This is a genomic window from Chryseobacterium aurantiacum, assembly GCF_003020585.1.
Taxonomy (GTDB): Bacteria; Bacteroidota; Bacteroidia; order Flavobacteriales; family Weeksellaceae; genus Chryseobacterium; species Chryseobacterium aurantiacum.
Genome location: NZ_PXUE01000001.1, coordinates 396,985 through 411,811 on the forward strand (window position 1 = coordinate 396,985; position 14,827 = coordinate 411,811).

General features: G+C 34.9%; 11 protein-coding genes. 3 read left to right on the forward strand and 8 right to left on the reverse strand.

Annotated elements, in window-relative coordinates:
• Positions 1-26: 26 nt before the first annotated feature.
• Entirely contained in the window at positions 27-3,254 is a 3,228-nt protein-coding gene (locus C7D53_RS01780; RefSeq protein WP_106914688.1) for a hypothetical protein, read from the reverse strand.
• 150 nt (positions 3,255-3,404) lie between these two features.
• On the opposite strand from C7D53_RS01780, the gene C7D53_RS01785 reads away from it, so the two are divergent.
• The 3 genes from C7D53_RS01785 to C7D53_RS01795 all read left to right on the forward strand — a co-directional run bounded on the left by C7D53_RS01785 (position 3,405) and on the right by C7D53_RS01795 (position 6,048).
• Positions 3,405-4,160, forward strand: a complete 756-nt coding sequence (locus C7D53_RS01785; protein ID WP_106914689.1) for a T9SS type A sorting domain-containing protein — start codon at positions 3,405-3,407, stop codon at positions 4,158-4,160.
• 91 nt (positions 4,161-4,251) lie between these two features.
• Positions 4,252-5,055, forward strand: a complete 804-nt coding sequence (locus C7D53_RS01790) for a T9SS type A sorting domain-containing protein (RefSeq protein ID WP_106914690.1) — start codon at positions 4,252-4,254, stop codon at positions 5,053-5,055.
• A gap of 183 nt (positions 5,056-5,238) precedes the next feature.
• The gene (locus C7D53_RS01795) at positions 5,239-6,048 is read left to right on the forward strand and encodes a lamin tail domain-containing protein (RefSeq protein ID WP_106915544.1); all 810 of its coding nucleotides are present in this window, start codon (positions 5,239-5,241) and stop codon (positions 6,046-6,048) included.
• A gap of 55 nt (positions 6,049-6,103) precedes the next feature.
• Here the strand turns inward: C7D53_RS01795 and C7D53_RS01800 are convergent, their stop codons facing one another.
• From C7D53_RS01800 to C7D53_RS01830, 7 genes are all read right to left on the reverse strand, one after another.
• On the reverse strand, positions 6,104-8,926 hold the full coding sequence (locus C7D53_RS01800; protein WP_228422145.1) for a gluzincin family metallopeptidase: 2,823 nt from the start codon (positions 8,924-8,926) through the stop codon (positions 6,104-6,106).
• Positions 8,927-8,979: 53 nt separating this feature from the next.
• Positions 8,980-10,359, reverse strand: coding sequence for an orotidine-5'-phosphate decarboxylase (gene pyrF, locus C7D53_RS01805; RefSeq protein WP_106914692.1), 1,380 nt, complete (start codon positions 10,357-10,359; stop codon positions 8,980-8,982).
• Positions 10,360-10,478: 119 nt separating this feature from the next.
• A complete protein-coding gene (locus C7D53_RS01810; protein ID WP_106914693.1) occupies positions 10,479-10,823 on the reverse strand; it encodes a YkvA family protein in 345 nt (114 codons plus the stop codon).
• A gap of 84 nt (positions 10,824-10,907) precedes the next feature.
• Positions 10,908-11,447, reverse strand: coding sequence for a TlpA family protein disulfide reductase (locus C7D53_RS01815; RefSeq protein ID WP_106914694.1), 540 nt, complete (start codon positions 11,445-11,447; stop codon positions 10,908-10,910).
• A gap of 9 nt (positions 11,448-11,456) precedes the next feature.
• Positions 11,457-12,020: a thioredoxin family protein gene (locus tag C7D53_RS01820; RefSeq protein WP_106914695.1), complete on the reverse strand. Its 564-nt coding sequence runs from the start codon at positions 12,018-12,020 to the stop codon at positions 11,457-11,459.
• Positions 12,021-12,037: 17 nt separating this feature from the next.
• Positions 12,038-13,108, reverse strand: coding sequence for a chorismate synthase (gene aroC / locus C7D53_RS01825; protein ID WP_106914696.1), 1,071 nt, complete (start codon positions 13,106-13,108; stop codon positions 12,038-12,040).
• A gap of 50 nt (positions 13,109-13,158) precedes the next feature.
• Entirely contained in the window at positions 13,159-14,793 is a 1,635-nt protein-coding gene (locus C7D53_RS01830) for an LIC_10190 family membrane protein (RefSeq protein ID WP_106914697.1), read from the reverse strand.
• Positions 14,794-14,827 lie beyond the last annotated feature (34 nt).

The window sequence follows — 14,827 nt, forward strand, 5'->3', positions numbered from 1 at the left end:
TTGTAATAATTTGATAATGAAGCTTTTTAGAAGCTCGCCTTTACCTGCATACTTCCAATATGAATGGTTCTTTCGCCAGAATTTCGTCCTTCATAATTTAAGTTTAATTGGATGAATGAATTAATAGCCTGCTGAATAAATACACTCCATACCTGGTTTTTCCCGGGCTTTAGACCATCAAGCATCTGGTTGCCGACAATACTGAAATTATTTCCGTTAAAGTTATTGTTGATAAAAGAGAAATTTCCACGGATAGAAGTCTTTCTGTACTCCCATTGGATGGTTCCCGTAATATCAAATGCCTTTAGTATTTCTTCTCCGTCTAATCGTTTCTTTTGACGGTATGCAGAAGAAAGCTCAGTCTGAAGAGCATCTGTAAATTTATAAGTTGCTTTTGGCTTGGTTTCAAAGTTATTTAAGCGATAATCTCTTGTTGCAAATAGCTGTGAAGAGTTTTTGATATCATGAACGGAATTTTCCCAATCTACTCTGAATTCCTTATTAAACCAATATCCTAAATTCAGGAAATGAGAGGTTTGTTCACGCTCTTCATTGCTAAAATTCGCATTGATGAGGTTATCATTGGTAATAAATCTATAATTTCCGTTCCATCCCGATTTATCTGTAGGGTTGAATTGTACGGAGGCCAGAATATTTTGATTTTTAAGGATCTGGTCACTATTTTTTTCAAATGGATTTAATACCAGAACTTTATCTTTTTTATAGAATGAATTTTGAGAATTTAAAGAAATATTAAAATTCCAGCGTTTTAAAAATCCATTTTCAGAATTAAAAACAATGGCAGGATTAACAAACAAAGCAAGCTGTATCTTGTTCTTATTAGACGGAATATATCTTACGGAGTTGGTGTAAACCCTAATATATTGTGCCAAGTCAGAATATTCAGCAATTTCAAATTCATCAAGTTGCTGAATGCCATCCCCATTATAATCGGTCCATTTATAAACACCCTGTCCATCTGTTACTTTAATGTATTGGAACTCTCTTTGAGCTTCCTGTCCGTTTCCAAGCTCATAGAAAGCCTGAAGACGCATACCGTTTCTGAAAAGCTGTTGGTTGTAAAGAATATTTCCTACAACAAAGTCATTGTTTCGGGTAACATTAGCTTCTGCACTTTGGTAAAAGAATTTTCTATAATGAATTAAAGCATTTAAAGAGGTTCTTTCTGTCTTGATAATCTGACTTTCCGCCATAATTCCCAAAATATTATTCATGCTCTGAAGCCTGTTGTCGCGTACAGAGTCATTATCTCTCATATATACTTTTGCAAGCAATTTGGTACGGGTACTGTCTCCAATTTTCTTTTGAACAAAAAGTTCTTTCCAACTGAAACTTGTGACATCCATAAGCTGAGTGTCATTGTATTTTTTCTCATTATGCTCCATGCTTCCACCAATTGCCCAGCTTCCTTTTTTGCCGGTAAATTCTGTAGACACTCCTCCACGAATGAACTTGGTATCCTGAAGCGTTGCAGTGGTATTCAGATAAGATAAATTTCCTTTTGTAAAGAATTTTCCTGTAATCCAGCCGAAGTCCAGATCATTTTTAAGCCCCTTATAAGAATCCTGTTCATTCAAATAATTGACACGATAATTTAATGTAGACTTATTATTCCATTTATTCAAAAAGCTGAATATAAATCTGTTCTGCGTTTTTTTATTAAATTCCTGAACCAAGTTAAAATCCCTGGAAAATTCCACATCATTAATACGGTCAAGAATATGAAACTGTTTATCAATATATTGGTACTCAAAACTTGGAGTTCCTTTCCATGAGCTTTTTGTAAAGGTTTTATTTCCGAAAATACGCCACGCGTATCCCATATTCTGATTAGAATCTTTGGATGAGAATAAATTGACATCATAGTTACTCAAAGAAATATCTGTCCCTATTTTACCTTCATTCAGTAAGTATTCAGAGTTAAGAGAGAAAACCTGCGACTTCTGAGGAGAGGGAAGCTTTCTTACAGCTCTGTAGTCTCCTGCATTAGGCCCGGCATATTCAAAAACACGCCCATTATTGGTAGTTTGTGCCGTTTTATAATCCCCTTGATTGGGTCCAAAATAAGTAAAGGAAACCGTATAAAGTGTTTCATTTGGATCTGTTGAAAATTCATAAAAATTTCCTGCAGGACTTAGGCGGTATAGTATTTTATTCACATCATACTCCGTCACAACTCCGGATGGTGCAAACATCAGATTAGGATCATTTCCGGCATTCGCAAGGATCTGTTCATCCTCTTTAGATAAACTTAAGGAAAGAGGGGCATTTTTGTTGTCATTTTCCATGAACCAGTTCAACCCAACCTTGAATTTTTCTCTTTGATGCTCTAGCTTTCCGGTGAATAAGTATCTTGAGTAATTTCTATTGGCATAGTTATAAGAAATAGTAATAAAATTCTGTTGGAAAATAGGACGGAAACTGGTAAAAGTAACTTCACCGGTGTTATAGTTGATTACATAATCCTGGTTTTCACCTCGTTTCATCAAAATCCCGTCAATAAATACCTGTTCAGAACCGGAAATAAGAGTGATGAACTGTTCTCCGTTTTTCCCGGTCAAACGATAGGGTCCCTGGTTTCCTTCGATACCTTGAAAACGGACTCTGTGAAATTCACTTCGGGCTACCCCAGCAGAAATATCTACAAACGTTTTATTTTCTTTTCCAAATTCAGTCTGAAACTGTATCCCCATGCTTCTTCGCTGGTACTTGGCAAAATAGTTCTTAGGTTCTACAAGATCCAAGTGTCCGGCTCTAAGAATAGATTTATCCTTAATATTAAGCTGCATATAGATCTTATCAAATTCCTCCAAGGTTTGCGTGTAACCGTCGGCCTGAATAGGGAGGTTATGATCTGAAATACTTGCTAAAATGGTAACATCTTTAGAAAGTCTTCCGGAAATCTGAAGGTCCATAGAACTTTGTACAGACTGCCCCTGGTTATTACCAAATGTAATCCCACGAATAATGGATCCTTTGGAGTTAAGCTCTCCTAAAAATCTTTTCTTGTCATTTTTAGCCAGTACGGCCTCATCAATAATAACCCTGTTGTTGGTACGTATAAAATCCAGGGTATCTTTTGCAAAAATATCCTGTTCAAGCTTTGCTGTAAGGATACTATCTCTTTTAATACTGTCTTCAGGAACGTTAGGATTTTTCCATGAGAATACCTGAGCACCTCCTGAAAATATGCCTAAGAAAAATAAAACAAATAGGATAAAAAAATTCCGCAATTCCTGAAAAATAATTGGTAAAAGTAATTAAAAAATGTTAATGCTAAGATGTTTAGCATTATTAACAGAAAATTAATCCAATTATTGTGAATGCCTTAAAAATAGATGTAATTTAGTGGTTCAAATTATTGATAATTAAATTTAAAAACCATGAAAAAACTTTATTCGTTATTTGCAACAGCTTTATGTGCAACATTAGCCTTTGCCCAGACCACTATTTTCAACGCAACCTTTGATGATTTAAACGGTACAGGAGGAAATGATAATACATGGTCAGGGAATATAGGAACAAGTTCATTAAATAATTATTCATCTGCTGGCTGGGTTTTTTCCGGAGCAGGTGGAGCAGCACAATGTATCAAAGCTGGTTCTTCCAATAGTGTAGGGGCTGTAACAACTCCAACTTTAAACGGGCTTTCCGGAAATGCAACTTTAACCTTTAAGGCTGCCGGATACAGTAACGATAATACCAGACTTACCGTTACGATTACAGGTGGTGGAAGCATTAGTGGAACAAATAGTTTCATTTTAGTGAATTCTTCGTTTTCTGAATATTCTGTAAATATAGTAGGTGGTACCTCAAGCACGAAATTAAAATTCTCAGCCGCAGCTACATCAAAGCGATTCTTTATTGATGAGATCAAAGTTGTTACCGAAGCAGGTCTTGCTGTACATGATACAAAATTGTCTACAAAGACTTTTGTAAAGAATACTTCTGTAGACAAAGAAATTTATTTTGGGGCCCAATCTGATATTAAAATTTTTAATACAAACGGACAGGTTGTAAAAAAAGCTTCCGTTATTGAAAATGGATCTGTAAATGTAGAAAGTCTACAGAGTGGGATTTATTTGGTGACGGGAAATATTAATGGCAAAGCCGTTTCTGAGAAAATTATTAAAAGGTAATTTTAATAAATTGTTAATTATATCACCCTAATCTTTTAAAGGGGCGTTTTTTTTGTACTTTTACAATATAAATTTTAAAAAAAATTATTTTATGAAAAAGATCTTTACTATTTTAAGCGTTACAGCTGTAGCTTTTATGGCAAATGCTCAACAAACAGTTGTTTTATCTGAAAACTTTGCTGCTTACACAGCAGGTGGAAATACAGCTTCAACGGGTGCTAATGCTCCTGATGCAACAGATGTTTACAACCCGGGAACTTCTACAAACCCTCTTCCTCCTGTAGCCAACTTTCCTGCTGGTTCGAAAGTATACAGCGCAGGCGGTATGGCTAAATTAGGTACATCTTCTGTTATCGGAACAATGACTTCAAAGTCTTTGGACTTATCTACTGATGGAGGAAATGTAGTAATCACTTTTGATGTTAAAGGATGGACTGCTCCTTCAAGTACTATTGTTGTAAAAGTTACTAATTTGGCAAATCAAACGATAGCTTATACTGCAGTAATGAGTGGGACTCCTGAGTCTAAAACAGTGACTTTCACAGGAGGACAGGCAAATTCAACAGTTACATTCGAAACTTTAAATACTTCTTATAGAGCTTACCTAGATAATATCGTTATCAAAACGGTTGCTACTGGATCTCTAGCTGTTTCAGATACTAACAAAGCGAAGACTGTAAACTTTGTTAAAAACACTCTGGTTAAAAACAACGGAATTACTTTCGGTGCAGATGCTAAGGATGTAAAAGTTTTCAACATGGCAGGGCAAGTTGTAAAAACAGCTTCTGTAAAACAAAATGAAACAGTAAGCGTTTCTGAATTGGCAAAAGGTAACTATATCGTAACAGGTACAGTAAACAACCAATTGGTATCTCAAAAAATCTTGAAAGACTAATCAGGTTTTCAGATCAAAATACAGTCCGGCCATTTCAAAGAAATGGTCGGATTTTTTTATTACAATGAACTGATCATTTGCTCATGAAAGTATACTTATTTATGATGTTTTTTTTGTAAATTTCCCAATCAGATGGTATTGTTTTTGATATTTTTACCACAACTTACCTCTAAAATTATTATGATGAAAAAAATCTTTACTATTGTTGGATTAATATGGGTGACAGCCTCAGCAAATGCACAAATTGTGATCAATGAGATCTATGGCGGCAATGCTAGTTCAGGAGCTATTTTAAAGAATAATTATATTGTGCTTAAAAATATAGGCACGACGCTGGTTTCCTTAACGGGTGCCAGTATACAGTATGCTCCGGCAATAGGTGCTTTTACTCAATATCATACCTTACCGGATTTTACACTGGGTCCTGAGCAAACGTATCTTATTCAGGAAGCTGCAATAGAGGGAGGAACTGAAAGCTTGCCAACACCTGATTTTATAGCAACCAACATTACTAATTTTGATGGAAGTACTAATAAAACTACAGGGATTAGAATATCAAGCGTCTCCGGAAAGATTGCTTTGGCAGGGAATATTGTTCAGGTTACAAATCCTGCTTCTTCCAACGTATTAGATTTTGTAGGCTATGGTGCCAACGCTGATCAATTTAAAGGAGATGGGCCTGCTCCTTCTCCAACATCAACGGTAGCAATCAAAAGAAACATGGAGGGTAATAGTGATAATATGTTGGACTTTTCCCTTGAAGGGTCAGCTAAGTCAGGCTTTGTACAGAACCCATTTATAAAAGATGGCAGAATTGTCTTCGGAATGGAAGTAAAGGATGTGAAATTATATGATACATTTAGACAAGTTGTTAAAAAAGCGCCCACAAAATTTGCCACCTATCTTGATATTACAGAACTTCCCAAGGGAACATATATTGTAACAGGAACAATTAATAATGCTCCTATTTCACAAAAAATCATTAAAGATTAGTTTTTAAATAAATTTGATAAAGAAAGAACAGCTTACTGTAAGCTGTTCTTTTATTTTAATACCATCCTCTTCTCGCTGCGTTGATGATTGATCCAAGATTAAGAACCAAGGTGTATCTGATTCTCTTTGCATAATCCTTGAATGATGGTTCAAACCCTAAGGAAGATTGTATAGGGAAATAAACCTCCAGGAAATCCGGAATGATTCTCACCTTAACTCCGGTGTCCCAAATGAATTTTGCAGGCATATCTTTGTTTTTATATATTCCTGCATCAGCATAAACATGAAAAATTTTCCAAACGCTGGAATCCACATTGGCAGATGTGATCCATTGGTTAACAGTACCGGGGATAAATGACTTAAACCCTCCGTCGGCTAGAATAAACTGTTGCGACAGAAGTCCGCTGCTGGCACTTTCCCCTAAAAGATTGTAGGAAAATGTATAGTTTGAAACCCTGGAAATTCCATAATCAAACAAGTTGTTTCGGGTATCGTTTCTTAGGAAATATCCGGCAAATAGTCGAAGACTTAATTTCTGTTTAGGAGCAAATTCCCATCTATAAAACCCTTCCGCAGTAATCTTATTAAAGTCTTCCATTCCCTGTGCGCTCAGACTGAAACTTTTTTCATGAATCATCTGATTGTCGCTATATCCATATCCTACGCTCCAAAGATTATATTTTTTATAGTCATCATTGGCAATCATAAGAGGACTTAAATCTCTTTCAAAATAATTATAGGAAAATCCTACACTTCTACTAACCGTACTTCTAGGGTTCTTTCTAAAGTTGAAATTAGAAAATAAGGATCCTTTTCTATAAGCTAATCCATAATCATAATGAAAATAAGAACCTGAAGCTCCAAACGTGAGGCTTCGGAAAATACTTTCAGCAGGTAGAAAAGAATAAGAAGCCGCTCCCGAACCTGTTAGTTTTCCGGTACCAGTACTGTACGTGGGAGTAAATGAGTACAGAAATTTTTGATCAAAAAATGATTGATTTTTTAAATTAACTCCCAAAAGGAATTTATCATAGGTATTATTGAAACGAACTCTCGGGCTGATATAAATTTCATTGTATTCAGGATTGGGAATATCCTTTATCAGCTTAAGCTTAATCTTTTTTGTATTCGAAAATATTCCTTTTGCATACAGAAAATTGTCCCGATAGTTAGACTCTGGGAAAATATATCCGTTGTTTAAAGTAATTTTATAAATATTGTCTGATGCAGGAAGAGGAAAATCCTTGATTCTCTCGTTTTCTTCAGTTTCAACCCAATATTCTTTTTTTTCTCCCTGTCTGGTTTCTGTTTCCAGTTTTACAGGAATTGGGGCATCTGTATTTCTGGCTATTTTGATGTGCAGGGAATCACTTTCTTTCTGAATGCGCTTCAGCTTAAAGTTAACCCTGTTTTTCTGTTTAAAAAAATCTGTAAGGTAATTTGTGGACTTATCTTTTTTAGACAACTCTTTCAAAAAGTCTTCCGGATTGATTTTCTTCCCTGAATTTTGAGAGATATAAGTTTTTATAAGATCATCGAAAGTAGAACCACCTATTTTATCAGCTGAATAATTGAAAAGACTTCCTGTTTCAAAACTACTGATAGCCATGTCGTTAAAATTACTTAATACAGCAAAGTTTTCGTCAATTTTCTGATCCAGATTTTGAAGCATGATGTATTGATAGGCTAAACCATATCGGTCCAGAAGCTTGACTTTTGAAGCGTGAAATAATTTTAAAGGTTTGAGACCAAATAATTTTGCCTCTGGTAATGTACCCAAAAGCTTAGTGTCTTTATAGAATTTATTAAGGTATTGAATCTCAATATATGATTTTAAACCATTTTTAAACCAATGATCTTTTTGCTTATCTGCAGTAATATTCTCATCAAGAATTTTTTTTGTAATAATTCCAAAATAATCGAGGTCGGTTTTTTCAGCATCATTAAATAACTGGAATCTGAATTTCCAGAAAGTGATATCATTATTCCCGAAAAAATCTTCCTTGGCTTTAAATTTTTCTGAAATGAATATGCTTTCCGGCAGAAAACCTATTTTTTCCTTAAGAAACTTTAAATGGAGAGGCAGGTAAAATTCAAGATTTTGTTTCTCTTCAGGTTTAAGATTATACCCAAATTTAATTACAGTACTGCTCCCTTCAACGTTAGTTATTATAGAGGGATAGGCAGTTTGTGAAATTAAAAATTCAGGATCGGAATCCAGATATCCTTTAAAAGAATTCATTTGAACCTGAGGTAGGTTTCCTTCAATGAAATTATTGACAGGAATATCAAAATTTACAGTCCAAAAAGTATTGAAACTTACAGGTTCCTCAATGTCGTGATAATTATTTTGAGAAATATTGTCCGGATCAAAATGATCCGGAACAATAAAGAAATATTTTAATGCAGTCATCTGGGAAGATGTTCCGTATCCCGTAAATTTTTTATCGGGAAGCAACATCTTGTATTGAAGCTGTAGAGTAATGCTCTCGCCAGGTTTTAATGCTTCATTCAGAGGGAGAAAAAGATTTTCATCCGAAAAGGTATTGACGGGAATTTGCTGATTTTCTGAATTTTTAATATTCAGTTCCACAAGTTTTCCCAGTTCATCATTCTTAGCAAAATGCAAATCATTGTTTCTGTCTTCCAGTTTTCTGTAGACTAAAGATGTTCCGCGCTTGTTATAGGCAGAAACCCAATTCAGAAGTTTTACAGTATGCAGGTCTTTGTCAGAATGATTGTAATAAACAATTTCCTGATTGACTTCCAAAGATTTCCTGTCAGGAGACAGTTTAGCCTCAATATAAATACTGTCTTTCTGTGCAGAAACCTGTACAACTCCCCAAAACAAAATAAGGCAAATGCTGATCTTTTTCAAATATCCGTGATAAAGCTCAAATATAACTTATTTTGTATATACTTTATAAGATTTTAACCCTGAATTGCTTTTTTTTCCAAAGAATTAATATAAGCGTTCCACCCTTCCGTTTTATAGGTAACAGCAGATACTTCCGGATTATCAGACTTGTAGATTCCTCTTCCTACAATGATAAAATCAGTATGAAGGGTTTTGAAAACGTGTTCAGGCGTATTATATTGTTGCCCTTTTCCATCCCCTGAGTCTGCAAGATTTACTCCTGGAGTGAATAACAATAGGTCTTCCGGAATTTTATTCTGAGAAACTCCCCCAATTACGTTAGGATGAGATAAAGCCACCTTTAATGCTTCTTCACGATAGCTGGCAGTGGTTAAAGTCCCTTTGGAAGACATCCCAACAATTGCTACTACACCTACATTATTGAAACAGTCTAAAGACTCAAAACCTCCGATAACCTGAGAGGTTACAAAATCAGCCCAGTTTGTAATCTTAAAAACTCCGCTTGTAAATTGTAATTCCTGAGTATTTCCGATGTCTGCAAATTTTCTGTCTTCCATTAATAGGAATTGATGTCTTGCAGCAATTTCTTTTAAAGGAGTAATCGTTTTTTCGTAATCAAAATCTGAAATAATATCAATGTGCGTTTTTAAAGCAACAATGTGAGGTCCTACTTTTTCAGCAAAATTCAACAGCTCTTGAGTAGTGGTTACATCTGCAGAAGCAATAAGGTTAGATTTTTTAGCCAAAGCGGTTTCCAGTAATTTTTTTGAAACAGAATGTTGTGCATTCTGAAGCTTGTGCTCATAAGAAGATCTGGTTTCTTCTTCAAACTGAATGTGATTTCCTTGCAGGAAGTCCTGAATTCTTTTTACCTCCTCATCAGACAATTCTCCGGTTTGCTGAAGAATGTCACATACTTCAGAAATGTTGAAAAGAGTGTGTACTCTATATCCTTTGCTTTCTAAAAGTTGTTTTCCACCTTGTTCTCTGTCTAGTACCACCACAATGTCAGAAACTTTAAGATCTTCCTGTTCTATTTCAGGAATGGTTTCTAACAAAGATTTTCCTGAAGTGATCACATCTTCTACCAAAAGACAGTTTTGTCCTTTCTGGTAAATTCCTTCGATCAGCTTTTTTGTACCGTAGCTCTTCGCTTCTTTTCTTTTAATAATTAATGGAATATAGCTCTCCAATGACATTGCAGTAGCCATAGGAAGGGCAGCATAAGGAACTCCACAGATTAAATCAAAATTATCCAAAGGAAGCATTTCCAGTAAATAATTAGCAAGATTTTTTAAGATTTTAGGATCTGAGGCTAAAGGTCTCAGGTCTACATAAAACGGGCTTTCAATACCGCTTTTCAAGGTAAACCTTCCGAATTTAATGATACCTAGCTTGTAGCACTCTAAGAAGAATTCTTTTTTACTTTCCATTATTTTTTATTAGATATTGCAAATTTAAGGATTTGAAATAAGGCTTAAAAATTTATCGTTCATTTGATAAATAAAAAACCATCCTGTAACTTACAGAATGGTTTGAAAAATATAATAAACTATTGTTTTACGATTTCAGCATCAATGACTTGGGTACCCTTATATCTTTGTTCAGCTTCCCACATTAAAAATTTGTCTACCTCTTTAATGAGCTTTGGAATGGTAAGTGACAATACAGCCAAATCATCCATTACTCCAAGTACCGGTATGGCAAATTCAGGAAGAAGGTCAATAGGAGAGATGACATATAGAATTCCTAACAGAGGAAGAATAATGTCAATGGATTTTATTGGATAAACTCCTTTTCTCCATAGTTTTACCATTCTGAAAATATCAGGGATCTTTTTTACAAAGCCCTTGTGACTGATAGCTTCTTTTGCAAGATTTAATTTTGAATATTTCATTTTGTGTTTGGATTTAAATAAATTTTTCAATGCTATAAATTTCACAAATCCTGTACCAACAAATTATAAAATTTAGTTAAAAAATTATTTTATAATATTGTCAATGAATTGATGCACAGACTCTGTGTCCCAATCCTTGGATGCATCTTCCTTAATAAGGATTCTCCCGGTCTTATCCAAAAGGAAAGTAGTAGGAAATACTTTAGGAAGAATTTTCTCAGAAATAGGACTTTGGGCGATGTATACTGGAACTGTATAATTATTTTCCTTTAAAAATTTTCTTACATCTTCCTCCTTATCATTCATGGCAATAAGAACAAAGTCTACATTTCCTTTCCTGGAATCATACAGCTTTTGAATGGAAGGCCACTCTTTTCTGCATGGTGGGCACCACGTTCCCCAGAAGTTCAGGAAGACAGCCTTATCCTTAAAGTTTTTAAGATTGGTGCTGGGTGCATTGATTCCTTTAAGGTCAATATCGTAGTCTTCTTCACCTACATGCACCGCATTTTCAATGGTAGCAATAGGAAAAAACTGATTTTTCAGAAAATTCCTTACTCCCGGTACAATCGCAATGATACCGATGATGACAATTAGTACAATAAAAATGATACCTTTTTTCATAAGCCGTTTTTATAGCAGATCTAAAATTTCCTGAACAGCATCTTTTCCTCTGTTCTTGGCATAGTATACCTGTAGATCATTATAGAATGTCTCTTTTGGATACCCTTCCGGATCCGCTTTGTATTTCATTAGTAGTTCATACCCATACTTGGGACGAGGTCCCCAAGAATTTTTTACATTAAAATCCTTATCCAGAATAAGAACTTTAGGAATAGATTCCGTTCCGTTGGTTAAAAACTGGTTAATTAAGCTTTTGTCACTATCTCTTAAAAATACTCTGATTTCATTATGTCCTTCAAAGAATTTGAATAATGCAGGAACGGTTGCACTGGCATCGCCACACCAAGCTTCGGAAATAACTAGAATTTTTCCGTCAAAGTTTTTGGCTGCCAATTCTTTTAGTTGTTCTTCATCTGGGACATACTTTTTTATAGTTCTGTCCATTCTCTGAAGCCCAAGCTCATAGTATTGTTTATATTCAAGTTCCTGTTCGTTGGCAGGATTCTCTAATCTTTTGTTTGCTATTTGAAGATACTCTTCAAAAGAAATTCCCTGATCCCAGTAATTTTTCATTACCAAAAATATTTATATTAAAAATTATTGATGTTTCTTGTTTTATTGATCAAAAATAAATCTGCCAATACAAATGCAGCAAGGCTTTCCACTACAGGAACAGCTCTGGGTACTACACATGGATCATGACGCCCCTTACCTTCTACAATAACAGGATTTCCATCCTTATCTATACTGTCCTGAGGTCTTAAAATAGTGGCTACAGGTTTGAATGCTACACGGAAGTAGATATCCATTCCATTAGAAATACCACCCTGAATACCACCTGATAGATTAGATTTTGTAGTAAAATCAGTGTTGAATGCATCATTATGCTCCTTTCCTGTCATTTTGGCTCCACAGAATCCGCTTCCATACTCAAAACCTTTGCAGGCATTAATATTCAGCATTGCTTTTGCTAGTTCTGCCTGAAGCTTTGAAAATATGGGTTCACCTATTCCTACAGGAACATTTTTGATCACGCAGGTAATCGTTCCGCCAATGGTATTGCCTTCTTTTTTGATCTCCTTAATTCTGGAAATCATTTTTTCTGCCGTTTCAGCATCCGGACAACGTACATCATTGCTTTCAGTTTTAGAAAAATCTAAAGCCTGGTAAGGTTTTTCACAAAAAATATCACCTACGGAAGAAACGTAAGCATTGATTTCTATCTCCGGTAAAAGTTGTTTGGCAAGAGCTCCAGCTACTACCCAGTTCATGGTTTCTCTTGCAGAAGATTTTCCACCACCACGATGATCCCTAAAACCAAATTTTTGGTCATACGTAAAATCAGCATGGCTAGGACGATATGCTCCTGCAATATGGTCATAATCCTTTGATTTCTGATTTTCGTTTTCAATGATAAAACCAATGGGGGTACCTGTTGTTTTTCCGTCAAAGATCCCAGAAAGAAACTTTACAGTGTCGCTTTCCTTTCTTTGAGTAACAATAGCAGACTGGCCGGGCTTTCTTCGTCCCAGTTCATATTGAACTTTATCGAGATCTACCGTTAAACCTGCCGGAAAATTATTGATGATACCGCCGTAAGCCACTCCGTGACTTTCTCCAAATGTTGTAAGACTAAGAAGATTACCTAATGAATTGAACATGATACAAAATTACCTTTTTTTCTTCAGATAATAAAGTTTCTGGATTTGTTCTATTTATCAACGTTTTCGATATTATTGATCACTGTTGTAGCTTCCTTTTTCTCCTCAGGAGTCATCTTTTTCCAGATAAATCCTTTTCTTATGTCATTTTTGTCAATAAACTGAGGGAAAATCTGAGCTTTCACATCATCAAAAATAAAGCTGCCGGAGATGGCCGGAAGAGGGGTGTCAAAATTATAGGGGTAATTTTTAGAAACATTGAAATTTAAATTTCCCACCTTAAAACTATTGAATTGATGATATTGGTAGGTTGAGGGCTGATAAAGCTGTTCCTTTTTGAATCCAGCCATGAAGCTTCCCAGGCGGAAACTTGGAATGGATTGTTGAATAAAGCTGGGAAAGGACAATATTGAAATAAAAAGTAAACTGAGTCCGGAAAAAACAATCAGTGATTTTCTTTTGTCAAAATATTGATGAAAGAAGACAAGGAATATTACAAAAAAAACATCGATGAAAAATCTGTACTGTGCTGAGAAAGCAAGAACGAATATCGTTTTTATTAGTAGAGAAATACAAATCAGAGTGATCAGTTTTCTTTTCTTTATCCAAGTAAATACTGAAAAAATAAGTAAGCTGAGAATGAACAAAATATTAATTACCGATTTGATGCCTTTCAGAAAGAACCAGTTTTTAATATGATCAAATGTAGAAAACCTTTGAATTTCTTCATAAGAGTACTGCATATCATAGGTTTTCATAATGGCGTATTGTGACGAAATTTTTAAAACTTCAGGATTAGGCTTCCAGTTAAAACCCAAGTCAATTATTGCCACCGGAAATATTGGATAGCCGAATGTCCAGATATTTTTAATAAAGAATAAAAACAAAATTGAACTTCCGAAAAGAAATTTTTTGAACCCTGATTTTAAAACAATAATACCGTTCAGGAAAACGAATATTGGTACCCAAATCATGGTAGGTTTTATGATGAAAACAAAAACTGAAAAAGCAAATAGAAGAGATGTGTTTTTGTTTCCTGATAGAATTTCATTTAAAATAATCAAAGAAAATGCAATAACGGGAAGGTCGGGACTGGGCGACTGTGAGAATAATAGTAAAATAGGGAGAAAGCATAGATGGATCCAGTTTTTTCTCTCCATACTATAAAGGGTATAGACGATCAGCAGGATGGTGTTGATTCTTAAAAAAGGATCTGAGAAATTTGAAAAACCAGCCTGAAAAATGTGCCATACAGACATTTGTCCTAAGATAAAGTCCAGATTGGAAATTCCTTTTATCAATCCATATTCTGTAAGCCATTTGATGGTTGGAACATAGTATCCGAAATGATCCAATATATAAGGATAGTATGAACCGGATAATAGAATGATGACAGAAATAATGACGCCTAAAGTAATTTCTTTTTTTGTCAACCGATAAAACTCCAGATAAAGTTTTTCTTTAAAGAAATAGAATAGTCCTGGCAGAACAGTTATAATTTCTACATAAATATTCAAAGGGATAAAAAATGAAGTGACGTTCCACGTAAGACTTACCCCCATTATTCCCAAAAGAATTTTGCCTGAAATCCCGCGAAATAAAATTCCGAAGATTTTCTCCATAATTGTACCCAGTCCCATTAAGACCGGAACGATAAAAATTGAAGAAAACAGGATTAGTATCATAAAAAAAAAGATTGCCTAAAAATAAGCAATCTTT

What these genes read in the sequence shown, in the direction of transcription:
- C7D53_RS01785 (WP_106914689.1), top strand. Translation starts at nt 3,405, where the DNA reads ATGAAAAAACTTTATTCGTTATTTGCAACAGCTTTATGTGCAACATTA.
- C7D53_RS01790 (WP_106914690.1), top strand. Translation starts at nt 4,252, where the DNA reads ATGAAAAAGATCTTTACTATTTTAAGCGTTACAGCTGTAGCTTTTATG.
- C7D53_RS01795 (WP_106915544.1), top strand. Translation starts at nt 5,239, where the DNA reads ATGAAAAAAATCTTTACTATTGTTGGATTAATATGGGTGACAGCCTCA.
- pyrF (WP_106914692.1), bottom strand. Translation starts at nt 10,359, where the DNA reads ATGGAAAGTAAAAAAGAATTCTTCTTAGAGTGCTACAAGCTAGGTATC.
- C7D53_RS01810 (WP_106914693.1), bottom strand. Translation starts at nt 10,823, where the DNA reads ATGAAATATTCAAAATTAAATCTTGCAAAAGAAGCTATCAGTCACAAG.
- C7D53_RS01815 (WP_106914694.1), bottom strand. Translation starts at nt 11,447, where the DNA reads ATGAAAAAAGGTATCATTTTTATTGTACTAATTGTCATCATCGGTATC.
- C7D53_RS01820 (WP_106914695.1), bottom strand. Translation starts at nt 12,020, where the DNA reads ATGAAAAATTACTGGGATCAGGGAATTTCTTTTGAAGAGTATCTTCAA.
- aroC (WP_106914696.1), bottom strand. Translation starts at nt 13,108, where the DNA reads ATGTTCAATTCATTAGGTAATCTTCTTAGTCTTACAACATTTGGAGAA.
- C7D53_RS01830 (WP_106914697.1), bottom strand. Translation starts at nt 14,793, where the DNA reads ATGATACTAATCCTGTTTTCTTCAATTTTTATCGTTCCGGTCTTAATG.